The sequence below is a fragment of the Streptomyces lacaronensis genome (assembly GCF_047337785.1).
Lineage (GTDB): Bacteria > Actinomycetota > Actinomycetes > Streptomycetales > Streptomycetaceae > Streptomyces > Streptomyces lycopersici.
In genome coordinates, this window is sequence record NZ_JBLHDK010000003.1 from 1,061,545 (window position 1) to 1,083,755 (window position 22,211).

The 22,211-nt window shown below is 71.1% G+C and carries 22 protein-coding genes; 15 read left to right on the forward strand and 7 right to left on the reverse strand.

What is annotated here, in order from left to right:
• The first annotated feature begins 136 nt into the window (after positions 1–136).
• The 10 genes from ACMTAK_RS05540 (at position 137) to ACMTAK_RS05585 (ending at position 10,778) form a co-directional block, all read left to right on the forward strand.
• Complete coding sequence (locus tag ACMTAK_RS05540; protein WP_413805106.1) at positions 137–1,222, forward strand: MerR family transcriptional regulator; 1,086 nt, start codon at positions 137–139, stop codon at positions 1,220–1,222.
• A gap of 181 nt (positions 1,223–1,403) precedes the next feature.
• Entirely contained in the window at positions 1,404–3,416 is a 2,013-nt protein-coding gene (locus tag ACMTAK_RS05545; RefSeq protein ID WP_413805107.1) for a glycoside hydrolase family 127 protein, read from the forward strand.
• A 142-nt stretch (positions 3,417–3,558) separates the two neighbouring features.
• Complete coding sequence (locus tag ACMTAK_RS05550; RefSeq protein WP_210943942.1) at positions 3,559–3,786, forward strand: SGM_3592 family protein; 228 nt, start codon at positions 3,559–3,561, stop codon at positions 3,784–3,786.
• Between the two features lie 130 nt (positions 3,787–3,916).
• The gene (locus ACMTAK_RS05555) at positions 3,917–4,714 is read left to right on the forward strand and encodes a basic amino acid ABC transporter substrate-binding protein (protein ID WP_413805108.1); all 798 of its coding nucleotides are present in this window, start codon (positions 3,917–3,919) and stop codon (positions 4,712–4,714) included.
• Between the two features lie 41 nt (positions 4,715–4,755).
• A complete protein-coding gene (locus ACMTAK_RS05560; protein ID WP_413805109.1) occupies positions 4,756–5,541 on the forward strand; it encodes an amino acid ABC transporter permease in 786 nt (261 codons plus the stop codon).
• Positions 5,542–5,546: 5 nt separating this feature from the next.
• On the forward strand, positions 5,547–6,383 hold the full coding sequence (locus tag ACMTAK_RS05565) for an amino acid ABC transporter ATP-binding protein (RefSeq protein WP_413805110.1): 837 nt from the start codon (positions 5,547–5,549) through the stop codon (positions 6,381–6,383).
• Positions 6,384–6,587: 204 nt separating this feature from the next.
• Positions 6,588–7,631, forward strand: a complete 1,044-nt coding sequence (locus ACMTAK_RS05570; protein WP_413805111.1) for a LacI family DNA-binding transcriptional regulator — start codon at positions 6,588–6,590, stop codon at positions 7,629–7,631.
• Between the two features lie 150 nt (positions 7,632–7,781).
• Positions 7,782–8,750, forward strand: coding sequence for an acetylxylan esterase (locus tag ACMTAK_RS05575; RefSeq protein WP_413805112.1), 969 nt, complete (start codon positions 7,782–7,784; stop codon positions 8,748–8,750).
• 82 nt (positions 8,751–8,832) lie between these two features.
• On the forward strand, positions 8,833–10,008 hold the full coding sequence (locus ACMTAK_RS05580) for a CaiB/BaiF CoA transferase family protein (RefSeq protein ID WP_413805113.1): 1,176 nt from the start codon (positions 8,833–8,835) through the stop codon (positions 10,006–10,008).
• Between the two features lie 35 nt (positions 10,009–10,043).
• Positions 10,044–10,778 (forward strand): YqjF family protein, encoded by a 735-nt coding sequence (locus tag ACMTAK_RS05585; protein ID WP_413805114.1) that lies wholly within the window; start codon positions 10,044–10,046, stop codon positions 10,776–10,778.
• 339 nt (positions 10,779–11,117) lie between these two features.
• Here the strand turns inward: ACMTAK_RS05585 and ACMTAK_RS05590 are convergent, their stop codons facing one another.
• Positions 11,118–12,449, reverse strand: a complete 1,332-nt coding sequence (locus ACMTAK_RS05590; protein WP_413805115.1) for a cytochrome P450 — start codon at positions 12,447–12,449, stop codon at positions 11,118–11,120.
• Between the two features lie 145 nt (positions 12,450–12,594).
• On the opposite strand from ACMTAK_RS05590, the gene ACMTAK_RS05595 reads away from it, so the two are divergent.
• Positions 12,595–13,887, forward strand: coding sequence for an 8-amino-7-oxononanoate synthase (locus ACMTAK_RS05595; RefSeq protein ID WP_413805116.1), 1,293 nt, complete (start codon positions 12,595–12,597; stop codon positions 13,885–13,887).
• A gap of 156 nt (positions 13,888–14,043) precedes the next feature.
• Here ACMTAK_RS05595 and ACMTAK_RS05600 read toward each other — a convergent pair whose 3' ends face one another.
• From ACMTAK_RS05600 to ACMTAK_RS05625, 6 genes are all read right to left on the reverse strand, one after another.
• Positions 14,044–14,358 carry a hypothetical protein gene (locus ACMTAK_RS05600; RefSeq protein WP_413805117.1) on the reverse strand — a complete coding sequence of 105 codons (315 nt, stop codon included), beginning with the start codon at positions 14,356–14,358 and terminating at the stop codon, positions 14,044–14,046.
• 154 nt (positions 14,359–14,512) lie between these two features.
• On the reverse strand, positions 14,513–15,136 hold the full coding sequence (locus ACMTAK_RS05605) for a hypothetical protein (protein WP_413805118.1): 624 nt from the start codon (positions 15,134–15,136) through the stop codon (positions 14,513–14,515).
• Positions 15,137–15,264: 128 nt separating this feature from the next.
• Positions 15,265–15,573, reverse strand: coding sequence for a DUF4387 domain-containing protein (locus ACMTAK_RS05610; protein ID WP_413805119.1), 309 nt, complete (start codon positions 15,571–15,573; stop codon positions 15,265–15,267).
• Positions 15,574–15,577: 4 nt separating this feature from the next.
• Complete coding sequence (locus ACMTAK_RS05615; protein ID WP_413805120.1) at positions 15,578–16,939, reverse strand: acyclic terpene utilization AtuA family protein; 1,362 nt, start codon at positions 16,937–16,939, stop codon at positions 15,578–15,580.
• Positions 16,940–16,996: 57 nt separating this feature from the next.
• Positions 16,997–18,286 (reverse strand): MFS transporter, encoded by a 1,290-nt coding sequence (locus tag ACMTAK_RS05620; RefSeq protein WP_413805121.1) that lies wholly within the window; start codon positions 18,284–18,286, stop codon positions 16,997–16,999.
• A gap of 100 nt (positions 18,287–18,386) precedes the next feature.
• Positions 18,387–19,103, reverse strand: a complete 717-nt coding sequence (locus ACMTAK_RS05625) for a GntR family transcriptional regulator (protein WP_413805122.1) — start codon at positions 19,101–19,103, stop codon at positions 18,387–18,389.
• Between the two features lie 309 nt (positions 19,104–19,412).
• Between ACMTAK_RS05625 and ACMTAK_RS05630 the strand changes: the two genes are divergently transcribed.
• From ACMTAK_RS05630 to ACMTAK_RS05645, 4 genes are all read left to right on the forward strand, one after another.
• Complete coding sequence (locus ACMTAK_RS05630; RefSeq protein ID WP_413805123.1) at positions 19,413–19,631, forward strand: hypothetical protein; 219 nt, start codon at positions 19,413–19,415, stop codon at positions 19,629–19,631.
• On the forward strand, positions 19,628–20,452 hold the full coding sequence (locus tag ACMTAK_RS05635; protein WP_413805124.1) for a DUF427 domain-containing protein: 825 nt from the start codon (positions 19,628–19,630) through the stop codon (positions 20,450–20,452). Before ACMTAK_RS05630 ends, ACMTAK_RS05635 begins: the two co-directional genes overlap by 4 nt.
• 133 nt (positions 20,453–20,585) lie before the next feature.
• Positions 20,586–21,557 carry an arabinan endo-1,5-alpha-L-arabinosidase gene (locus ACMTAK_RS05640; protein ID WP_413805125.1) on the forward strand — a complete coding sequence of 324 codons (972 nt, stop codon included), beginning with the start codon at positions 20,586–20,588 and terminating at the stop codon, positions 21,555–21,557.
• A 36-nt stretch (positions 21,558–21,593) separates the two neighbouring features.
• On the forward strand, positions 21,594–22,187 hold the full coding sequence (locus tag ACMTAK_RS05645) for a gamma carbonic anhydrase family protein (RefSeq protein ID WP_413805126.1): 594 nt from the start codon (positions 21,594–21,596) through the stop codon (positions 22,185–22,187).
• Positions 22,188–22,211: the final 24 nt, after the last annotated feature.

A 22,211-nucleotide genomic window follows, 5' to 3' on the forward strand; every position in this document is an offset into this window, starting at 1 on the left:
TGCGAGAAGAGCGATACTGATCGCCAGCCCGGCGGCACCCATCGCTCTTCGCCCCTTCGCCGATTGACCTTCCCCCTTGGGGAAGCCCGAGCATCGTGGTGGCCGGGCGAGGTGCCCGGCGACGAGGAGGGCGAGCATGGGGCTGCTGACCATCGGTGCGTTCGCGAGGGCGTCGCGGCTGTCCCCCAAGGCACTGCGCCTGTACGACGAGCTCGGGCTGCTGCCGCCCGCCCGCGTCGATCCGTACTCCGGCTACCGCCGCTACGATCCGGCCCAGCTGGAGCGGGCCCGTCTGGTGGCCTGGCTGAGACGGCTCGGCATGCCGCTGGCCGACATCCGGGCGGTGTGCGAGCTGGAGCCGGAGGCGGCGGCGCGGGAAGTGCGCGCGTACTGGGCGCGGGTCGAGGCCGACACCGCTGCCCGGAGGGACCTGGCCGCCTTCCTCGTCGACCATCTGTCCGGGAAGGACACCACGATGTCTTCTGACCACACCACCCTGGGGATCCGCTACGCCGTGCTCTCCGACACCGGCTCGGTCCGGGAGAGCAATGACGACGCCGGTTACGCCGGTCCGCGCCTGCTCGCCGTGGCCGACGGAGTCGGAGGCGGACGGCGCGCGGGCGAGGCGGCGATCGAGGCGCTCAAACCGCTGGACACGGGTGTCCCGGGCGGAGAATTGCTCAGCGCCCTGGAGGAGGCGGCGCACCGGGCCCATGAGTCGGTCTCCGCGCTGGCCGCGTCCGACCCCGCGCTGCGGGATGTCGGCACGACGCTCACCGCGATGGTGTGGTCGGGCTCCCGGCTGGGGCTGGTCCACATCGGCGACTCGCGCGCCTATCTGCTGCGCGACGGTGAGCTCTTCCAGATCACCCATGACCACACGGTGGTCCAGTCGCTGATCGACGAGGGGCGGATCACCCTCGAGGAGGCCGCCTCGCACCCCCAGCGGGCGCTGCTGCTGCGCGCCGTGGGCGCCGGTTCGGCGTTCGAGCCGGACTTCGCCCTGCGGGACGCCCGCGCCGAGGACCGCTATCTGCTGTGCTCCGACGGGCTGACGGGGGTCGTGCCCGCCGAGGAGATCCAGCGCGTGCTCGCCTCGGAGGACGACCCGGGCAGGGCCGTACGGGAGCTGGTCGCCCTCGCCAACCGGGCGGGCGGGCCCGACAACGTCACCTGTGTGGTGGCCCATGTGGCCGAGCAGGGGGCGCTGACCTCGGCGTGAGCCGCCGCTCCGGCCGTCTCGCCCGCCCGCCGATTCCGGTTGTCGGACGTTGATGAATGGTGTGTGCAAGGTCTTGTCGGCCGGAAGAACACGTCCATATGCTTCGCGGCGGAAACCGGTTTCCACTCCTGCGTGACCGGGAGACGGGCATGGCCGGGGGCGCGGCGTAAGGGGTGGGCGGATGTCCGCAGGTCCGATCCGGCTCTCTCGGGAAGCGCACACCGTGCTCCGCCCGGCCACCTCGGCGCGGATCACCGGGGGCTTCTGGGCCGCCAGACGCCGCGTCAACGCCGAGGTGAGCGTTCCCCAGGGACCGGACCGGCTGGAGCGGGCGGGCAATCTCGCCAACCTCCGGGCGGCCGCGGGAGCGGCGCCGGAGCAGTCCGGCTTCCGCGGCGCCTTCCCGTTCCAGGACTCCGATGTGCACAAGTGGCTGGAGGCGGCGTCCTGGCAGCTGGCGGACGGCGCCGAGGGACCGGCCGAGGAGGAGCTGTCCCGGCAGGTGGAGCGGCTGGCCGGGCTGGTCGCGGCCGCCCAGGCCGAGGACGGCTATCTCCAGACGTACTACCAGCTGGGCCCGGACGCCCGGCGGTGGGCGGATCCGCACTGGGGGCACGAGCTGTACTGCGCGGGCCACCTCCTCCAGGCCGCGGTCGCCCACCACCGGGCCACCGGCCGGGACGGGCTGCTCGATGTGGCGGTGCGGTACGCCGATCTGATCGACGCCACGTTCGGGCCCGGCAAGGACGAGAGGGTGTGCGGACATCCGGAGATCGAGACCGCGCTGGTCGAGCTGTACCGGGAGACCGGTGAGCGGCGCTATCTCGACCTGGCCGGGTACTTCGTGGACCGGCGCGGGCGGGGCAGCCTCGGCGACGGCCCGCCGGACGGCTCGCCCGGCCCCCGCCCCGGAGCGCCCTACTGGCAGGACCACATCCCGGTGCGGGAGGCGACGGCGGTCGCCGGTCACGCGGTGCGCCAGCTGTATCTCCTGGCCGGGGCCGCCGATGTGGCGGCGGAGACCGGCGACGAGGGGCTGCGGGACTCCCTGGTGCGGCTCTGGGAGGACATGGCCGCGACAAAGACCTATCTGACCGGCGGGGTGGGCTCCCGGCATGAGCTGGAGTCATTCGGCGACGCCTACGAGCTGCCGCCGGACCGGGCGTACGCCGAGACCTGCGCGGCCGTCGCCGCCATCCACTTCGGCTGGCGGATGGCGCTGCTGACCGGGGAGGCCCGCTACAGCGATCTGGTGGAGCGGACCCTGTTCAACGGCTTCGCGTCGGGAGTGTCGATCGACGGTGAGCGCTGGCTCTATGTGAACCCACTGCGCGTCCGCCACGACGGTGAAAACCGTATGGACGGTGAGAGCCGTAAGGACGATGAGAACCGTAAGGCCGCCGCCGGGGACCAGAGCGCCCACCGGACACCGTGGTTCCGGTGTGCCTGCTGCCCGCCCAATGTGATGCGGCTGCTGGCCTCGCTGCCGCACTACATGGCGAGCGGTGACGCCGAGGGGCTCCAGCTGCACCAGTACGCGTCCGGCTCGTACGAGGCGGGCGGCGGCGCGGTGCGGGTGGGGACCGGCTACCCCTGGGAGGGCCGGATCGCGGTGGTCGTGGACGCGGCCCCGCCGGAGGCGGACTGGACGCTGTCGCTGCGCGTCCCGCACTGGGCGCGGACGTACGAGGCGACGATCGGCGGGGAGCCGGTGGCCGAGCGGGCCGAGAACGGCTGGCTGCGGCTGCGGCGGCGCTGGCGGCCCGGTGAGACGGTCGTGCTGAGCCTGCCCCTCGATCCCCGGCTCACCCGGCCCGATCCGCGGATCGACGGGGTGCGCGGCTGTGTCGCGATCGAGCGCGGTCCGCTGGTGTACTGCCTGGAGCAGTCCGATCAGCCCGCCGGGCTGCGGCTGGACGACATCGACCTCGACCCGGATGCCGCGCTGACCCCGGAGCACCGGCCGGAGCTGCTGGGCAGGGTGACCGTGATCACCGCCCTGGCCCTGCCCCACGCCGTCGCGCGCGACGGCTGGTGGCCGTACCGGAGCGACGGCGCGGGACCCGGCGGGCCCGCGGGCGGCGCGAAGGCGCCCCAGCCGGTCCCGGTGACCGCGATCCCGTACTACGCGTGGGCGAACCGCGAGCCCGGCGCCATGCGGGTGTGGATCCCGGTCCGGACTCCACCCGGCTGACGTCCCGACCTCGCCCGGCCGGCCTCGGCGACCAGGCAGGGGGCACCCCGCACCCGCCGGAACTCGGCGGACACCCCACGCGTTCATCGCGCGAGGAACACGCTCCTGTGCCCGAGCGGCACCGGCCGACGGGAGGTGCCCCGTGAGCACCGGATCCACACCCCGAGGGGACGACGCCGACGACTGGGACGACGTCGTCCTCGACGCGGACTTCATACGGGACGCCGAGGTCACCGAGCCCGCCGCGCGCACCCGGATGCTGACCGCGCGCTGGCGGCGCGGCGCGCCCGAGCCTCAGCCCTGGCGGGCGGACGAGCCGCCCGCCGGCTGGTTCTGGAGCAAGCGCCGCAGGCGGCGCAGGCGGCGCTGACCTCCCCTCTCCGTTACCCGGTCGCAATTGCACGCGTAAAGACACCGCGCCACTTCCGGTGGGAGGATGCGGCCCGACTCACTGATCATGAGATCCGTGGTCGTACGCCGACCCTGCCCCCGGAGGTGCCGTGTTCGCTCGCTCCGCGTTGCCGCCCGTCATAGCCGTCGCCGCCGTATCCGCCCTGCTGGCCGGGTGCACCAGCACCAAGTCGTCGGGGTCCGGCGGCAAGGACATCAGCCTGGTGAACTCCGGGAAGCTCACGACCTGTACCCATCTCCCCTACCCGCCCTTCCAGTCCAAACAGGGCAAGAAGGTCGTCGGCTTCGATGTGGACATCGTCGATCTCGTGGCCTCCGCGCTCCATGTGAAGCAGGAGATCGTGGACACGCCCTTCGAGGGCATCCAGTCCGGGGAGGACCTCAACACCAACCAGTGCGACGTGGCCGCCGCCGGGATGACCATCACCGAGGTGCGCGAGAAGAACCTGGACTTCTCCGCCCCCTATTTCGAGGCCACACAGGCGCTGCTCACCGCCAAGGGCAAGCCGTTCAAGTCCCTCGCCGATCTCAAGGGCAAGAAGCTCGCGGTCCAGCAGGGGACCACCGGTGAGGCCTATGCCCAGAAGCACGCCAAGGGCGCGAAGCTGGTCCAGTTCGAGGACCTCGCGCTGCTGCTGACCGCCGTCAAGACCGGGCAGACCGACGCGGGCATCAACGACAACGGTGTGCTCTACGACTACGTCAAGGACAACCCCGACACCGCGGTGGCGGCCGAGTTCGACACCGGCGAGCAGTACGGCATCGCCGTACGGACCGGCAATGACGCACTGCGTAAGAAGATCAACGCGGTGCTGAAGGACGCCCGGGCGGACGGCTCCTACGACCGTGTCTACAAGAAGTGGTTCGGCACCGCGCCCAAGAAGTGACGCCCGCCGACGGCCATCGGAGCTGAGGAGTCCGCACACTTATGGCAATGACCCGCCGGCAGCGGGTGCGGGCGATACGAGCGGTGCAGTACGCCGTGCTCATCGCCCTGCTGCTCGCCATCGTCCTGGCCGCCGACTGGGGTGAACTGCGGCGCGCGTTCTTCGACGCCGAGGTCGCCCGGTCCCTGTTCCCCGACATCATCACCACCGCCCTGGTCAACACCGTCGTCTACACCCTGCTCGGGTTCGGCTTCGGCCTGGTCCTCGGGGTGGTGCTGGCGCTGATGCGGCTCTCGCAGGTGCCGCCGTACCGCTGGCTGGCGGTGGCCTACATCGAGTTCTTCCGCGGGGTACCCGCGCTGCTGGTGTTCATCGCACTCGGCTTCGGGGTGCCGCTCGCCTTCCAGGTGGCGCTGGACCGGTATGTCACGGTCATGCTGGCGCTGGGGCTCGTCGGCGCCGCCTACATCGCGGAGACGATGCGGGCGGGCATCCAGGCGGTGCCCAAGGGGCAGATGGAGGCGGCGCGTTCGCTGGGCATGTCCCACAGCCGGGCGATGGCCTCGATCATCATCCCGCAGGCGTTCCGGATCGTCCTGCCGCCGCTCACCAATGAACTGGTACTGCTGACCAAGGACTCCTCCCTGGTCTATCTGCTGGGGCTCTCCCTGGACCAGTACGAACTGTCCAAGTTCGGCCGGGACGCGCTCAATCAGCACCGCAGTCTCACCCCGATCCTGGTCGCCGGGGTGTGCTACCTGATCATCACCGTTCCGCTCGGCCACCTGGTGCGCCGACTCGAGGCCCGTTCGGCGAAGGCGAGGTGATCGGGGTGAAGGAGACGACGGAGGCGAAGGGGACCGGCGAGGCGGACGGCATCGCCATCCAGGTGGCCGGTCTGCACAAGTCCTTCGGTGAGCTGGAGGTGCTCAAGGGCATCGATCTCACCGTCCGGCGGGGCGAGGTGGTCTGTGTCATCGGGCCCTCGGGATCCGGCAAGTCGACGCTGCTGCGCTGTGTGAACCTCCTGGAGGAGCCGACCTCGGGCTCGGTCACCGTGGCGGGGACCGAGGTCACCGACCCGGATGTGGACATCGACCGGGTGCGGCGGCGGATCGGCATGGTGTTCCAGGCGTTCAACCTCTTTCCGCATCTGACGGCCCTGGAGAACCTCACCATCGCCCAGCGGCGGGTGCTGCGCCGCGACAAGGCGGAGGCGGTGCGGATCGGCCGGGAGACCCTGCGGCGGGTCGGCCTGAGCGACAAGGAGTCGGCCTATCCGGCGCAGTTGTCGGGCGGACAGCAGCAGCGGGTGGCCATCGCCCGGGCGCTGTCGATGGACCCGGAGCTGATGCTGTTCGACGAGCCGACCTCGGCGCTCGATCCGGAGCTGGTCGGCGATGTGCTCGCGGTGATGCGCGCCCTGGCCGACGAGGGCATGACGATGCTGGTCGTCACCCATGAGATGAGCTTCGCGCGGGAGGTCGCCGACCGGGTCGTGTTCATGGACGACGGGGTGATCGTGGAGGAGGGCGGACCGGAGCAGGTCGTGTCCGATCCGGTCCACCCCCGCACCCGGGCCTTTCTCACCCGGGTGCTCAACCCGGCCGCGGCGCGGGTCGGGGAGGTGCCGGACACGGGCCCGCACGGAGCGCGGATCGACCGCTGAGCTCCGTGCGGGCGCGGGTCCGCACGCGGGCGACGCCGCGGTGCGGAACGGGCAACCTTTCGACGGGCGGCGGCGACAAGGAGTACTCGGGCCTCCCACCTCGACGACCGGGGTCTTCCCGGCGCCTTGAGGCGGCCTTAGGGTTGGTAACCGATTGCTGCCCGGTCAGGGGTTCCACGTGGGCGGTTAGGGAAGGGAGTCTCAATGGCTCGTTCCTCGGGATCGACGGGCCCCACGCTGGCGGTCGTCGCCCGTGAGGCGGGTGTGTCGGTACCGACCGCGTCGAAGGTGGTCAACGGCCGGGAGGACGTGGCCCCCGAGACCCGCCGCCGGGTCACCGAGGTCCTGGACCGCCTTGGGTACATCCGCAGGCCGCGCGGCGAGGCGCCCAAGCCGACCGCGATCGTCGACCTGGTGGTGCACTCGCTCGACAGCGCCTGGTCGGGGGCGGTGCTGCACGGCGCGGCCGAGGCCGCGCACGAGGCGGGCCTCGAGGTGGTGGTCTCGGCCGCGGCCACCCGAAGTCGGGGCGGCCGGCTCGAGTGCGGCTGGCCGGAGAAGCTGTACGCCCGAGGCAGCTCGGGTGTGCTGTTCCATCTCATCGAGCTCGCCCCCGCCCAGTACTCCTGGCTCGACGAGCGGCGGATCCCGTTCGTGCTGATCGACCCCGCGAGCGACCCGCCGCCCGGGGTGCCGTCCGTGGCGGCCGCCAACTGGCAGGGCGGAATGGCCGCGACCGAGCACCTCATCGGGCTGGGACACCGCCGGATCGCGGTGCTCGGCGGCCTGGGGCGGGCGGTGCGCGACGGCGGCCGGGTCGCCGGATACCGTTCGGCGATGGCGACGGCCGGGTTGCCCGTGCCGTCCGCGTATGTGCGCTACGGCGAGATCAGCGAGGCCGGGGCGCGCCGCCGGATGGGTGAGCTGCTGGATCTGCCCGAGCCGCCCACGGCCGTCTTCGTGTGCTCCGATCAGATGGTGCCGGGTGTGTACCAGGCGGTCAGGGGGCGGGGGCTGAGGGTGCCGCGGGACATCAGCGTCGTGGGCTTCGACGATCTGCCACAGGCCCGCTGGATCACGCCCGCGCTGACGACGGTCCGTCAGCCGCTGTCGGAGATGGCGGCCGCGGCACTGCGCACGCTGCTGCGGCTGATGACCGGCGAGGTGCCGGAGGCCATCCGGACCGAGCTGTCCACCCGGCTCATGGTCCGGTCAAGTACCGCTCCGCCACTCCGCGCTCCCTTATGACCGAGGAGTCGAACGCTGCACGGACGACCGGACGAGCCCGTATCCCCCGCACCCGCCATCGCCCCCGCACCCTCCATAACCCCTGGCCCAATGCCCAAGCCCACTCCTCACCCGTAACCCCTTCACCGTCGCTACGGAGGTCCGCCCACCGTGTTCATCGACCTGCCCCTGGAGCAGCTGCGCACCTACCGGCCCCCGCTGCCCGAGCCGGACGGCTTCGACACCTTCTGGAAGCGGACGCTCGCCGAGGCCCGCACCCGCGAGCTGAACGCGGTGTTCACCGAGGAGGACACCGGGCTGACCCGTGTGCACACCTACGACGTGGAGTTCTCCGGCTTCGGCGGGCACCGGATACGCGGCTGGCTGCTCGCCCCGCGGGACGTGGCGGGCCCGCTGCCGTGCGTGGTGCAGTACCTCGGCTACAGCGGCGGCCGGGGGCTCCCGCACAACTGGCTGCTGTGGCCGTCGGTGGGCTATGCGGTCTTCGTGATGGACAGCCGGGGTCAGGGCTGGGTCCAGCACTCGCCCGGCGTCACCCCCGATCCGGTCGGCGGCACCGGGCCCGAGACACCGGGCAAGATGACCCATGGCGTCCTCTCCCCGGACGACTACTACTACCGCCGGCTGTACACGGACGCGGTGCGGGCGGTGGAGGCCGCCCGTGAGCATCCGCTGGTGGATCCCACGCGGATCGTGGTCAGCGGGGGCAGTCAGGGCGGTGCGCTGGCCCTGGCGGCGGCCGGGCTGGTGCCGGATCTGACGGCGGCGCTGGTGGATGTGCCGTTCATGACCCACATCCGGCGAGCGGTCGAGATCACCGACGCGGAACCCTATGGTGAACTGGCGCGGTTCTGCGCCACACAGCGCGAACTGGCCGAGCGGGTGTTCGCCACGCTCGACCACTTCGACGGGCTCAACTTCGCGGTCCGCGCCAACGCACCGGCGCTGTTCTCGACCGCGCTGCGCGATGAGACCACGCCTACCTCCTGCGGCTTCGCCGCCTATCACCACTACGCCGGTGAGAAGGACCTCAAGGTGTGGTCCTTCAACGGCCACGAGGGCGGCGGCACCCATCAGCAGGCCGAGCAGATCGCCTATCTACGGAGGCTGCTGGGCTGAGCCGGACGTGCCGGGCGGCGTTCGATCGCCGCCCGGCACCGGGTAGACAGGGGCTACCCGCATCGAAGCGAAGGAGCCGCCCGTGCCCGCACAGCCCCTGGAAGGCATCACCGTCGTCGCCCTGGAGCAGGCCGTCGCCGCCCCGTTCGCCACCCGTCAGCTCGCCGATCTCGGGGCCAGGGTCATCAAGGTGGAGCGGCCGGGGCGCGGGGACTTCGCGCGCGAATACGACCGCGAGGTCAAGGGCGCGTCGGCCTACTTCGTCTGGGTCAACCGCGGCAAGGAGAGCGTCGTCCTCGACGTCAAGGACGCCACCGACCGGGCGCTGCTCGAGGCGATGCTCGCCCGTGCCGATGTCTTCGTGCACAATCTGGCGCCCGGCGCCGTGGACCGGCTTGGCCTGGGGGCGGAGACGCTGCGGGCCGCCCACCCCCGCCTGATCACCTGCGCGATCTCCGGATACGGGGACAGCGGCCCGTACCGCGAGAAGAAGGCGTACGACCTGCTGATCCAGTGCGAGGCGGGGCTGCTGTCGATCACCGGCAGCCCGGAGGCACCGGCCCGCCCCGGGATCTCGATCGCCGATATCGCGGGCGGGATGTACGCCTACACCGGCATCCTCACCGCGCTGTACGAGCGGGAGCGCACCGGCGCGGGGACCGATCTGAGCGTGAGCCTGCTCGACGCGCTGGGCGAGTGGATGGGCCACCCCTTCTTCGCCCAGGCGTACGGCGGCACCGGAGTCGTCCGCAGTGGCGCCCGCCATCCGTCCATCTCGCCGTACGGCGCCTACCGCTGCGGGGACGGCGGTCAGGTGTTCCTGAGTGTGCAGAGCGACCGTGAATGGGTGGCCCTGTGCGAGCGGGTGCTGCGGCGCCCGGAGCTGATCCGCGATCCGCGCTTCGCGGACAATCCGCTGCGCCGCACCCATGACGAGGAGCTGACGGCCGAGCTGGAGGCGTGCTTCGCGGACCACACCGCCGAGGGGCTGATCGCGCTGCTGGACGGGGCCGGTATCGCCAACGCCCGGCTGCGCGACCTCGCGGAGTTCGCCGCCCACCCCCAGTTCGACGCCCGCGACCGCTGGGGCGAGTTCGGCTCGCCGGTGGGGCCGCTGCGCGGGCTGCTGCCACCGGTGGAAGTGGCGGGCCGCAGGGCGCCGATGCGGCCGGTGCCAGGGCTCGGCGAGCACACTCAGGCGGTGCGCGCCGAGTTCTCCGACCCGGTCCCCCGCCCCGGGAATCCGGGACCCGCCTGACGGGTGGCTCGACCTCCTGTGCTAGGACGCTGGTCATGGAGATCGAGCCGATCACCCTGTCCACGCCACGGCCCGTGCGACGGCCGACGCTGGTCCAGCGCTGGGATGAACTCACGTTCCTGCACTGGCCGGTGGGGCCGGAGCAGGTGGCCCCGCTGCTGCCCGCCGGTACGCGTCCCGACACCCTCGACGGCGTCACCTATGTCGGGCTGGTCCCGTTCCTGATGCGCGGTGTGGGCTTCGGGCCGGGACCCGGCCTGCCGTATCTGGGCACGTTCTGCGAGACGAACGTGCGGCTGTACTCGGTGGACGGGCAGGGCCGGCGCGGTGTGGTGTTCCGGTCCCTCGACGCGGCCCGGCTACTCCCCGTACTGGTGGGCCGGCTCACCGTCCGGCTGCCCTATCGGTGGTCCACGATGCGGCTGCGCCGCGAGAGCGACGTGATCACCTACAGCTGCGGCCTGCGACGGCGCTCGGCGAACCGGGATCGCACGAGCCGGGCCGTGGTGAGGATAGGCGGGTCCATCGCCGAGCCGACACCACTGGAGCGGTTTCTGACCGCCCGGTGGGGTCTGCACGTCTCCTGGCACGGCCGCACGGTGCACCTGCCCAACGACCACGCACCGTGGCCGCTGCACCGGGCCGAGCTGCTCGATCTCGACGACGGCCTGATCGCCACCGCGGGCCTGCCGCCCACGACGGGCCCGCCGGTGAGTGTGCTCTACTCCCCCGGGGTCGCCGTACGCTTCGGGACCCCGCAACGCGCGTGATCCTGTCACGGTGTAACGATCCCGGTGTCGTGCTCCGGCGTCGGCGCGGCCGGACGTCCCCGCCTGCGAACGGGTTCGGTCCGGTCAGCGAGACGTTCGCGGGCCTGTGGCAGGCGCATGTGGAAGGCAGCGGGCACCATACGCGACCACCTAGCTGTCGACGGCCGCCCGGGAGTGCCGCGAGGCGATGGAACTACCGCTCGATCCGCACGGTGCGAGCGGGCTCGTCCCGCTGCCTCTGTGATGCGGCGATGACCCCGGTTGGAGGCCGACCACGTGGGCATCCATCTGCTCGGCGAGGACGGCCAGGAGCCGGCCCGCGAGACGCGGTGCCGGTCCTCATCCGTGAGCTACGGCCACGCGCAGAGGCGCCCGGAATGACAGCAGCCCGAGCATCGGAGTGCCCTCCGTGCCTTCCACGAGGCGTGCCTTCGGCAGGCTGCGAGCCGCTGCCCGCAGGGCCACTGCCGCTTCCGTTCGGGCCAATGACGCACCTGGGCAGCGGTGGCGGCCGGTGCCGAAGGCCAGGTGGTGGCGGATGTTCGCCCGGTGTGGACACATCTGTTCCGGATCGGTGAAGACCTCCGGGTCCGAGCCGCTGCCCATGAGCATCAACAGCAGCTGTGCTCCCGGGGTCAGTTCCACTCCGCCCAGTTCCACCGGTCGCGCTACGATCCTGCGCCAGGTGGTCACCGGTGGCTCGCGCCGCAGCACCTCCTCCACCCAGCCGCCGGCCACTTCCTTCTCCTGTGCCGCGCGCGTCCACAGTCCGGGCTCGGTAAGCGCTCGGCGCAGTACGGTGGCGATGAGCTGGCCGGTGGTCGACTGGCCGGCGATGAAGACGAAGAAGCAGGCGCCGACCGCCGTCTGGGGGTCCAAGGGCGCTCCGTCGGGCAGACGGTGCCGGGCGAGTGCTCCGATGAAGGTGTCGGCGGTGGCCTTGGTGGTGCGCACGGTCGTGGTCAGCCATTGGTGGAACTGACCCGCCTGTTCGGCCAGTTCCAGCTGTCGGTCCGGTGTGGGGCTGCCCCAGAACAGTTCCAGTGAGGCGTCGCTCCAGCGGATCAGCGTGGCCGGGTCGACGTCGTGGACACCCAGCAGCTCCATCAGTACCCGGCAGGGAAGGACCTGGGCGAAACAGGTGAACAGGTCGTACTCACCGTCGGCCGCGATGCGCGCCCGCGCCGTGTCGAGCAGTTCCGCGGCCAGGCGCTCGATCGCCGGTACGGCGGCCGCGACGCGCCGGGCGTTGAAGAACCGGGTGACCACCCGGCGCAGGCCGGGGTGGCTGTCGGTGCCGTTGTTGGCGAGCGCGGGCGGGAGCTGGAAGCCTGCCCGGGCGAGCACCCGCAGCACGGCCACGGGCAGCGGTGTGACCGCGTGCTGGGCGTTGTCCGGTCGGAAGGTGGCGGGGTCGAGCAGCACCCGGCGGATGTCCCGGTGGCGGCTGACCAGCCACAGACCGGTGCCCGCGTCCTGATGCACAGGCGCCCGCGAGCGGAGCAGGTCCAACCAGGGGTGGGGGTCGCGGACGAAGCCGTCCCCGAACACGTCCAGACCGTCCAGCGGACCGTCCGCGCCGGGCGGTAGGGGCCCCGCCATCCCGCTGCCGGGTCCGCCGTCGCGGGCCTCCGTACCAGGTGCGGAGGTGTCCAGGGCCGGGATGTGCACGCATGGACGCTAACACGTGGGCCACCCCGGCACCGCCGCCCTGTGCGCGGTATCACCCGGACACACGGCGGCCGCCCCGGTTGACCGCACCGGAAGCCTCCCCCACCCGCCGACCGGCCACCAGGCGCGTGCCAGAGTACCGGTCATGGCCCAGCACCCCGTCCAGCCGACCACACCCGCCCCGGCCCCGGGCGATCGGTCCATCCCCGCACCGGAGGCCACCGCACCTTCCGAGAGCCGGACCGATCCGCACCGCGACCACCCCGGACGTGTCGCCCCCGCCCCGACGGCGGTCTTCGACTGGATCGACCGGCGCACCGAGTTGCGCCGCCGCGCCGGGTTGACCCGTCACGTGCGCCCACGACCGGCCGAGGAGCCCGTACTGGATCTGGCGGGCAACGACTACCTGGGCCTGGTCCGCCATCCGCGAGTGGTGCGGGCGGCCACGGAGGCGGTGGCGCGCTGGGGCGGCGGTGCCACCGGTTCACGCCTGGTCACGGGCACCACACAGCTGCACCAGGAACTCGAGGAGGAACTCGCGGACTTCTGCGGCTTCGAGGCCGCGCTGGTCTTCTCCTCCGGATATACGGCCAACCTGGCCGCCCTCACGGCTCTGACAGGGCCGGGAACACTCATCGTCTTCGACGCCTACAACCATGCCTCCCTGGTCGACGGCTGCCGACTTTCCCGGGCGAAGGTCACGCAGGTGCCACACCGCGAGCCGGACGCGGCGCGTACCGCGCTCACCGAGCACGGCGGGGGCCGCGCCCTGGTGGTGACCGACTCGGTCTTCTCGGTGGACGGCGACGCCGCGCCGCTGACGGAGCTGGCCGAGGCATGCCGTGCGCATGGCGCCGCGCTGCTGGTGGATGACGCGCACGGCCTCGGGGTCGTCGGCGACGGGGGCCGCGGCGCCCTGTCGGCCGCCGGTCTGGCCGGTTCCCCCGATGTGGTGGCCACCATGACGCTGTCGAAGTCGCTGGGCTCCCAGGGCGGGGCGGTGCTGGGCCCTCGCAGGGTCATCCGGCACCTCACGGAGACGGCCCGCACCTTCGTCTTCGACACCGGGCTCGCCCCGGCCGGCGTGGGCGCGGCCCTGGGCGCGCTGCGGCTGTTGCGCGAGGAGCCGAAGCGCGCCGCACGAGCCCGCGAGGTGGCCCGGCGGCTGTCGACGGGCCTGGCGTCCGCCGGGCTGGAAGCGAGCGTGCCGGACGCCGCCGTGGTATCCGTCCGCGCGCCCTCGCCGGAAGCCGCCGTGGCATGGGCGCAAGCCTGCCGGGAGGCAGGCGTGGCGGTGGGCTGCTTCCGGCCGCCGTCCACGCCCGACCGCCACTCCCGGCTACGACTCACCGCACGCGGCGACCTCACCGACAACCAGATCGAGCAAGCAGTGTCGGTGGTCGCCAAGTGGGCCCCGCGCAGCGGCACGGACGCCTGACTCACCAACGCCATATGCGTCGCCGGAGCCGCTGTTGTCGCTCCGACACGGCCACGGCCGCCGCGCTGTCTCCGGCCCACTTCAGCCGTCGTTTCCAAGCCGTGTATGGACTTCGATCCGGAACGGCACCGACCCGCAGCGGGGACATGTCGCGCGTCACTCCGGATGGGCCACCGCGTCATCCCGTAGCCGCACCGCCGCCAGCAGACTCAGCCCCGGCTCTGCCCCGCGCAGCGCCTTTATCGCCGCGACCGACGTGAGGTCCCCGGAGAAGCCGACGTCGGCCAACCGGGACCGGACCCAATGGCCCCGCACCTGGGTTTCGGTGGCGGCAGCGGTGGATTCGACGAGCGCGACCGCGTGTTCCAGACCCGGGCGCGTCTCGGCCGAGGCCTGGTCCAGTGCCTGGCGCAGGGCCGCCGCGACCACATGCGCGTCCCGGATCAGCACGACGCTGTGACTCTTACCCATTCTTCGGTTCCTCCCATATGGATCATTGGACTTGTCATGTCCGAGGTCCAGGCATACGGGAGCGCTGGAACCGAGTCACCTTGCGCCCCGGGCCGCCCTCCCCCGCCTGCCGGCGGGCCTCGACCAGTCCGTCGTTGGCCGCGGAGCCGCGACGTCAGCCGATGGAGAGACCCAGGTCCGTCACATACCAGCGGCCCTCCACGACGCCGGCCTCGATCCTGATACCGACCTGGTCCTCCTCCACTCCGGTGGAGTGCGACAGGACGATGGCCTTCAATGTCTGACCGTCCACGGTGATCTGCTCACCGTCGACCGTCGCCTTCTTGTCCTTGACCGGGACCTCGGCCACCTTCACCGTCGGGGGATTCTTCGGCTGGTCGGGCGTGAACGAGGTGTGCATGCGGTGAATTTGATCCGCCATCCGTTGTGCCTCCGGCCCCTTGCCTCCGCACATCGCCTCGGCGCTGGGCTTCGCGGGAGACCCGTCGGTGGCCGGTGTCGCCATGACCGAGCAGGCTTCCTTGGGACGGTCCTCGACGACCGCGGTCACCCACTTGGCCACCACCCCCCGCACTGTGGACTGATCAGCGGACTGCCCCTCCGGGGATGGAGTGGCCCTGGGGGTGGTCGAGGTCGAGCCCTTCGTGTCCTTCGCGTCCTCCGTGTCCTTCGTCTTCGTCGAGTCCGCCGAACACCCCGCGAGGACTGGCACCGCGGCCATCACACATATGCCGACGATCCAGCCGGCAGCGTTCTTCTTCGACCTGGTCATTCCCATGTGCTCACACTTCCTCAATGGTTCCTCACGGTCCGGCGTCCCCGGAACGCATTGCGCGCCTTGCCGAGGCGGCGGGGAGGCTCAGCCTCCCGGTATCCCGTCAAGGGGATGATCGTTCCGCGTTATGTCTAGGCGATTTCCATGTCCATGAGAGGGGCGTACTGCTGGCCGGCGTAGCAGTCGGTGTCATGGAGGTCGCCCTGGACGGTGGGCCGTGGGAGGGAGACCTTGACGGCGAGGGCAAGGGGGTGGTTGACCACGAGGATCTGGTCGGGCTCGGTGCCGTAAAGGGCGGCGAAGAGGTGCTTGTCGAGGAAGCCGGTGGCGACGAGGGCGTCGTAGGCGGCCTCGTCGTGGCACATGAAGTCGAAGGTGAGGGTGAAGGGGCCGGCGTTCTTCGAGCGGACCAGGGAGCAGTAGTCGAGCAAGGTGGTCATGGGGTCAGAGCTCCTCTGTGACGGTGCGGAACAGTTCGGTGGGGGTGACGCCGGTGGCGACGTGGTGGAGGGTGAAGCGGTACAGGGCTCCGCGGTCCATCTCGGGCGGGGAATAGGGATAGGCGAGGGTGGAGACCAGGCCGTCGTACTCGGCGATGGGCAGGTGACTGCTGGCGTGGGCGACGAATGTGGCGATGGTATGGGCCGTCTCCTGGTCGGGTGCGGTGATGGTGATCAGGACGCCCAGTTCGTGTGGGTCGAGCGGAGCGGGTTCGCTGCCGGTGAGGACGGCTCCCGCGCCGTAGAGGCGGTAGTCGATGTCGATGTCGGCCGGGTCGACCCGGCCGTTGAAGACGTCGAGGATCTTGGCTTCGAAGTACTGCTTGGCCGTCGGCAGGAGCTTGGGGAGGGCGTCGATGACGACGCGGTCGCGCACACCGCCGATGATGACCGTCTGGTAGCCGACGAGTTCGGCGCCTTCGAGCTTGTTGGTATAGCCGTCGGCCGGGATGTAGCGGGCGCCGCGGACGCGGACGGTGCGCTCGTCGACCGGCTCGTAGGTCGCCTCGGTGGTGTCCAGCGCGCCTGAGGGCTCGGCGATGTAATACGGGTCGGCGTTCTCGTACAGGGTGTGCGCGGCGACCGACCTGGGGGTCAGCCGGGTGCCGGAGGCCAGTGTGGTGACGTCGAAGTGGTCCTCCCGCAGCGTGACGAGCAGGCCGTTGGCGGACGGCGGGATGGCACAGGCGGCGCCGCACTCGATCGTCTTGGCCATGTGCCAGGTCAGGCCCGGGTCGGCACCTCGCATATGGGGCAGTGCCGCGAACAGGGCGGTGTCGCTGGCCCGGCCGGCGAGGACGACGTCGCAGCCGTTCCGGAGGGCTTCCTGGAGGGGCTCGACGCCCATCACCGCGACGGTGTGGCTGCGCTCGAACAGCTCCCGGTCGATCTCAGGCGCGTTCGCCAGGCGCCGGATCCGACCAGTGTCGTAGAGATCCTTCAGGCGCTGGACGGGCTGGTCCGCGTAGATCAGGCCGAGCTTGAAGTGCAGATTCTCCTCAGTGGCGAGGGAGCGGGTGAAGGAGGCGACCTGGTCGACTCCCCGGTCGCGGCCTGCGGTGCCGCAAGAGCCGATGATCAGCGGCACACCGAGCTCGTCACGAGCCTTCAGAAGCAGCCGCAGATCGCGGATGACCGCCTCGTCGGACAGCTTCGGAGTGCCCGAGCCGAGGGCGGCGGGGCCGGAATCGGTGGAGCCGGCGTCGCAGGCGATCACGTCCGGGCGGGCGGCGAGGCCGCGCGCGAGCGCGTCGGCGTCGAACCCGGCACCGAGCGCGCCGGTGGGGGCCAGGATGCGGAGTTCCATGAGTGTGGAGCCTTTCCTCATGCCCGAGGGGGCGGAAGTCGTGGGGCGTCAGGCGGTTCAGGCGGTGACGCGGTCAGGGGCGCGTCGGGCCAGGCGGGTGAAGACGAGGAAGGTGACGGCGGCGAAGACGGCACCGTTCAAGAACATGTAGCGCCAGCTGGTCAGGTCGACCGTGGTGCCGAGGATGGCCGGGCCCAGCGCCATGCCGGACGCGGAGGCGATGGTGTAGAGGGCGGTGTAGGTGCCCAGCACCTTCCGCGTCGGCGCGAGGTTCCACAGCGCGACGAGCGAGTTGACCGCGAACGACGCGTACCCGAGGGAGGAGAGCACCATCGCCGTGACCGTGCCCGGGGCGGTGGGGACGGTGAAGCCGAGCAGGACTCCGGCGATGAAGAGGACGACGCCGTAACGCACCGCGCGCAGCTGCCCGAGCCGGTTCGAGGCGTAGGCGATCGGCAGCACGGAGACCAGGAACGCGACCGCGCCCGGCAGAACGAGGCCACCGGCCTCACCGCGGGTCAGGCCGAGAACCTGCGTACCGTACGGGGTCATCAGCGAGCGCAGCGCGGACCACATCCCGGCGAAGCAGAAGATGCCGATCATCAGCAGCAGCGTCGGGCTGGACGGGGAACGCAGCGCGTCCTTCAGCACCGCCCATGGAGAGCCGAACTCCCGCACGTCCTCCGCCGTCTCCTCGTCGGGCAGGAGGACCTCGGTGTGGCGGCGGCCGAGGAAGGCCCAGGACAGCCCGAGCACGATCAGCATCAGCAACGGGGGGATCGCGAAGGCGAGATGAAGGGACCGGTCGACGACCAGGAGGCTGATCAGGGAAGAGACGACGATGGTCAGGCTGACACCGGCCTTGATGAAGCCCTGGGCCTTGCCGCGGGCGGACGGCGCGACATAGTCCGACACCAAGGTCTCGGTGACGCCCTTGAAGGCGTTGGCGACCGCGGCGAAGCCGACCACGCACACCATCAGCGCCGGCAGGTTCGTCGCCCAGGGGATGAGGACGAACGGCACGGTGGCGAGCGCGGCGCCGACCAGGACGATCGGCCACCGGCCGGTACGACGACGGGCGAGCTTGTCGGAGAGGAACCCGACGGACGGCTGGGTGAAGATGCCCCAGGAGTGGTCCAGGCCCATGATCAGCCCGATCGCGCCCGCGGAGGAGAAGTAGTGCCGCAACTGCTCGGGGACCTGGGCGTCGTAGAAGTTCCAGACCGCTTCCTGAGCGAACACGGCGAGGGTCACCCAGAGCACCGCACCGCGGTTCATGCGCTCGCCCACCGCCGGGCGGGGTGATGTCGTGGCCGGGTGGGAGGCGGGCGGGGAATCAAGCGTCATGAGCTAGCTACTCCTACGCTATATGCTATAGCAAGAGAGGTGGGGGGAGAGATGCCGCTCGACGCATCCCGTACGTCGAGGGAGGCGGGCGGATCGAAGGTCAGCTGCCGGACAACTGGACGAGGGCGGCGCGGTGATGCCGCGCGGCAAGCTCCTCGGCGCGGTCCTCATCCCGCTCGAGGAGAGCGTCCAGCAACTCGCGATGCTCGTGATAGCGGGCGCGGAACGCCTCGGCATGCTCGGGAGCGAGCCTGATCGTCAGGTCGAGCCGCTCCTCGTCACTGAAGGCCCGGGCCTGATCCAGCAGGCCCTCCAGGACAGGGTTGCCCGCGCACGCCTCCACCTGGCGGTGAAACAGGCGCAGCTTCTGGAAGACGGCCGCGAGCCCGTCGGCCACATCGGCTTCCACGCCCTGCCCGGCGACGGTCTTCTCGATCCCGGCGACGATCTGGTCGGTCCGGGCGAGCAGTGAGACCAGGCCGGTGAGCTGCTCCGCGGTGGCGTTGCGGGCGGCGAGGCGCGCCATGAGGGCGGACAGACGGACCTCGGCCTCCACGATCTCGGAGCGTGCCGCCGAGGAGTGGTCGGCGATCCGCAGGGCGCGCGGCCCCGCCCTTTCGACGACCTTCTCGTGCACCAGCTGCCGCAGCGCCTCCCGGACCGGGGTCGGGCTGACTCCGAGACGGGCGGCCAGATCGCGCTCGGTGATCTTCTCACCCGGCCGCAGGACACCCCCACGGATCGCGTCCCGAAGCCGGCGGTATGCCTGGTCGGCCAGCGACGTGGTCTCCACGGAACCCAGGGCGTCAGCGCTCATGCCGGCGAGAATAGTTCTGCTATAGCAAACAGTCAATGTGGCCTTGCCTGCCGTGACGGTGGGTGGCGGCCCGACTCCCGGAGGTCGCCGTACGCTTCGAGATCCCGCGACGCGCATGAGCACGGGAAGCGGGCTTACAGTGGAAGGGTCATCGCGCGGATCTCCGTCATCGACGAGCGGATTGAACGGATCGAAGCAATGGCCGAAGCGACCAGGACAGCCCCCCGTACGAGCCCGTCCTCCCGGGGACAGGCATCGGCTCCGGCCGCGAGGAGACGATCCCGTGGCCCCCGCGCGGCGGCCGAGGACGTGTGCGCGCGCCATTCGGTGACCGTCCAGTGCGATGGGCGGCGGGTGGAGCTGCCGTCGCAGGAGCAGCTCTGCTTCCTCGCCGGGCTCGGCGTCATCGCCGCCATCGGGATCATCGAATGGCCGGTGGCGGCGGCCATAGCGGTCGGGCACGGGCTGGCCCACAGCCAGCACGGCAAGGCGCTGCGCGAGTTCGGAGAGGCCCTGGAAGAGGCATGACACAGCAGACACCGGACACGGCGGACACACCGGACTACCCCGCGATGATCGTTCCGGTCGGGCATGTGGAGCCCGTACCGCGCCGCATCCGTGGATTCGTGGCCGGACGCCCCGTCTTCGACACCGTGCGGGCGCGCTATGTATGGCTCTGGCCGGGCTATCCGCAGTACTGCGTGCCCCGCGGCGACATCGCCGAGGGCGCGCTCGTCGATGAGGGCCGGGACTTGGCGCTGAAGGTCGGCGGAGCGCGCCGCCAGACCCTCCGGATGGGCTCGCTCACCCGCCCGGGAGCGGGCTGGGAGTGGGGTGAGGACGCGCCCTCCGGCATCGTCGGCCATGTCAGCTTCCGGTGGGAGGCCATCGACGCCTGGTTCGAGGAGGACGAGCAGGTGTTCGTCCACCCCAGGAGCCCGTACACCCGCGTCGACGCGCTCCGGTCGGGCCGTGCCGTGCGCGTCGAGCTGGACGGCGCCGTGATCGCCGACGCCCCGGGCTCGGTGATGGTGCTGGAGACCGGGCTCCCGACGCGCTACTACCTGGACCGGGTGTATCTGGACTGGACACGCTTGGAGCCCACCGAGACCGTCACCAGTTGTCCGTACAAGGGCATGACGACCGGCTATTGGTCCGTCCGGACCGACACCGCCACCCACCCGGACCTCGCCTGGACCTATGACTTCCCGACCCGCCAGGTGTCCCCCATCGCGGGGCTTGTCGCCTTCTACAACGAGAAGGTCGACCTCTACCTGGACGGCCGGCCACTCCCCCGGCCCGCCCCGGTATCCAGGGCGAACTGGGAGAACGAACACCGACAGGCGTAAAGCACCTCCTCGCCCGGAAGGGCCCTGGGCCTCGGCCCAGGGCCCACATGTGTGTCCCACGGCTAGGATTGACACTCCGTCAGCTCCCTTCGCAGAACGCGCACGTCCCAGGCGAACGAGAGGAGAACCGCCCATGAAAGCGCACCGCGGCACCAGATGGCTCCCGCTGCCCACCGCACTCCTGCTCGCCCTGCTCCCCACCAGCGCCTCCGCGTACCCCAACCCCGGCGGGGTGACGGGCGACACCGTCGTCCACGACCCGTCGATGGTCCGCGCCACCGACGGCACCTATCTGCTCTACTCCACCCACGGCGGTCTGGAGGCCCGCACCTCCACCGACCGGATCGCCTTCAGCCGCTCGGGCAGCGCCTTCACCACCCCGCCCTCCTGGTGGCGGACGTACTCCGCCGACAACGACCCCTGGGCGCCGGACATCTCGTACCAGGGTGGCGGCTACCTGATGTACTACGCCGTCTCGTCCTTCGGCTCCAGCAACTCCGCCATCGGCCTCGCCACCTCCCCCAGCGGCAGGGCCGGGACCTGGACCGACCGCGGCATCGTGCACTCCACCACCGGCTCCAGCGACTACAACGCCATCGACCCCAACCTCTTCGTCGACAGCGACGGAAAGTGGTGGCTGTCGTTCGGCTCGTGGTGGTCGGGGCTGAAGGTGATCCGTCTGGACCCCGCCACCGGCAAGCAGTACGCGGGCGACAGGACGGTCTACGCCATCGCCTCCCGGCCCACCGGCACCAAGGCGATCGAGGGCCCGTCGGTCGTCAAGCGCAACGGCTACTACTACCTGTTCGCGTCGTACGACACCTGCTGCGCGGGCACCAGCTCCACGTACAAGATCAAGGTCGGCCGCGCCACCAGCCCCACCGGTCCGTACTACGACAGGAGCGGGGTGAACATGATGAACAACGGCGGCACCCCGGTCCTCGAATCCCACGGCCGCTACATCGGCCCCGGCGGGCAGTCGGTGATGAGCGACGTCGACGGTGATCTGCTCGTCTACCACTACTACGACGGCCAGGACAACGGCACCCCGAAGCTGGGCGTCAACCTGCTCAGCTGGTCCGGCGGCTGGCCGACCGCGTACTGACCGCCGCGGGCCCCACCGGTCGCCTAGGGTCGGAGCATGTTGCTCGAACATCGTGGCAAGCGGCCCGTGGTTCCCGAATCGGCGTATGTCGCCCCCACCGCCGTCCTGTGCGGTGCCGTCGTCCTCGGCGAGCGGGCCCGGGTGCTGCACGGTGCCGTGCTCACCGCCGAGGACGGTGAGGTGCGTACCGGGGCGGATGTGGTGGTGATGGAGAACGCGCTGGTCCGCGGGCGGGCCGGGCATCCGGTGACGCTGGGGGACGCGGTGCTGATCGGGCCGCACGCGCATGTGAACGGGGCGACGGTCGAGGACGAGGTCTTCGTGGCCACCGGCGCGTCGCTGTTTCCCGGGGCGGTCGCGGGGACGGGCGCCGAGCTGCGGATCAACAGTGTGCTGCAGGTGAACTCGCGGCTGACGCCCGGCACCGTGCTGCCCATCGGCTGGATCGCCGTCGGGGATCCGGCCCGGCTGTTCTCACCCGATCAGCACGACGAGCTGTGGGAGGTGCAGCGCGCTCTCGACTTTCCCGACACCGTCTACGGTGTCGCGCGCGGCACCTCGATGCGCACGATCATGTCCCGGCAGGCCGACTTCTACGGGGCCCACCGGGACGACCGCCTCCTTGACTGAGCCCCTGGCACATGGTGACCACCG

Excerpts from the sequence above, each read along its gene's own strand:
- ACMTAK_RS05540 (WP_413805106.1), top strand. The coding sequence starts at position 137 with ATGGGGCTGCTGACCATCGGTGCGTTCGCGAGGGCGTCGCGGCTGTCC.
- ACMTAK_RS05545 (WP_413805107.1), top strand. The coding sequence starts at position 1,404 with ATGTCCGCAGGTCCGATCCGGCTCTCTCGGGAAGCGCACACCGTGCTC.
- ACMTAK_RS05560 (WP_413805109.1), top strand. The coding sequence starts at position 4,756 with ATGGCAATGACCCGCCGGCAGCGGGTGCGGGCGATACGAGCGGTGCAG.
- ACMTAK_RS05570 (WP_413805111.1), top strand. The coding sequence starts at position 6,588 with ATGGCTCGTTCCTCGGGATCGACGGGCCCCACGCTGGCGGTCGTCGCC.
- ACMTAK_RS05585 (WP_413805114.1), top strand. The coding sequence starts at position 10,044 with ATGGAGATCGAGCCGATCACCCTGTCCACGCCACGGCCCGTGCGACGG.
- ACMTAK_RS05595 (WP_413805116.1), top strand. The coding sequence starts at position 12,595 with ATGGCCCAGCACCCCGTCCAGCCGACCACACCCGCCCCGGCCCCGGGC.
- ACMTAK_RS05600 (WP_413805117.1), bottom strand. The coding sequence starts at position 14,358 with ATGGGTAAGAGTCACAGCGTCGTGCTGATCCGGGACGCGCATGTGGTC.
- ACMTAK_RS05605 (WP_413805118.1), bottom strand. The coding sequence starts at position 15,136 with ATGGGAATGACCAGGTCGAAGAAGAACGCTGCCGGCTGGATCGTCGGC.
- ACMTAK_RS05610 (WP_413805119.1), bottom strand. The coding sequence starts at position 15,573 with ATGACCACCTTGCTCGACTACTGCTCCCTGGTCCGCTCGAAGAACGCC.
- ACMTAK_RS05615 (WP_413805120.1), bottom strand. The coding sequence starts at position 16,939 with ATGGAACTCCGCATCCTGGCCCCCACCGGCGCGCTCGGTGCCGGGTTC.
- ACMTAK_RS05620 (WP_413805121.1), bottom strand. The coding sequence starts at position 18,286 with ATGACGCTTGATTCCCCGCCCGCCTCCCACCCGGCCACGACATCACCC.
- ACMTAK_RS05625 (WP_413805122.1), bottom strand. The coding sequence starts at position 19,103 with ATGAGCGCTGACGCCCTGGGTTCCGTGGAGACCACGTCGCTGGCCGAC.
- ACMTAK_RS05635 (WP_413805124.1), top strand. The coding sequence starts at position 19,628 with ATGACACAGCAGACACCGGACACGGCGGACACACCGGACTACCCCGCG.
- ACMTAK_RS05640 (WP_413805125.1), top strand. The coding sequence starts at position 20,586 with ATGAAAGCGCACCGCGGCACCAGATGGCTCCCGCTGCCCACCGCACTC.
- ACMTAK_RS05645 (WP_413805126.1), top strand. The coding sequence starts at position 21,594 with ATGTTGCTCGAACATCGTGGCAAGCGGCCCGTGGTTCCCGAATCGGCG.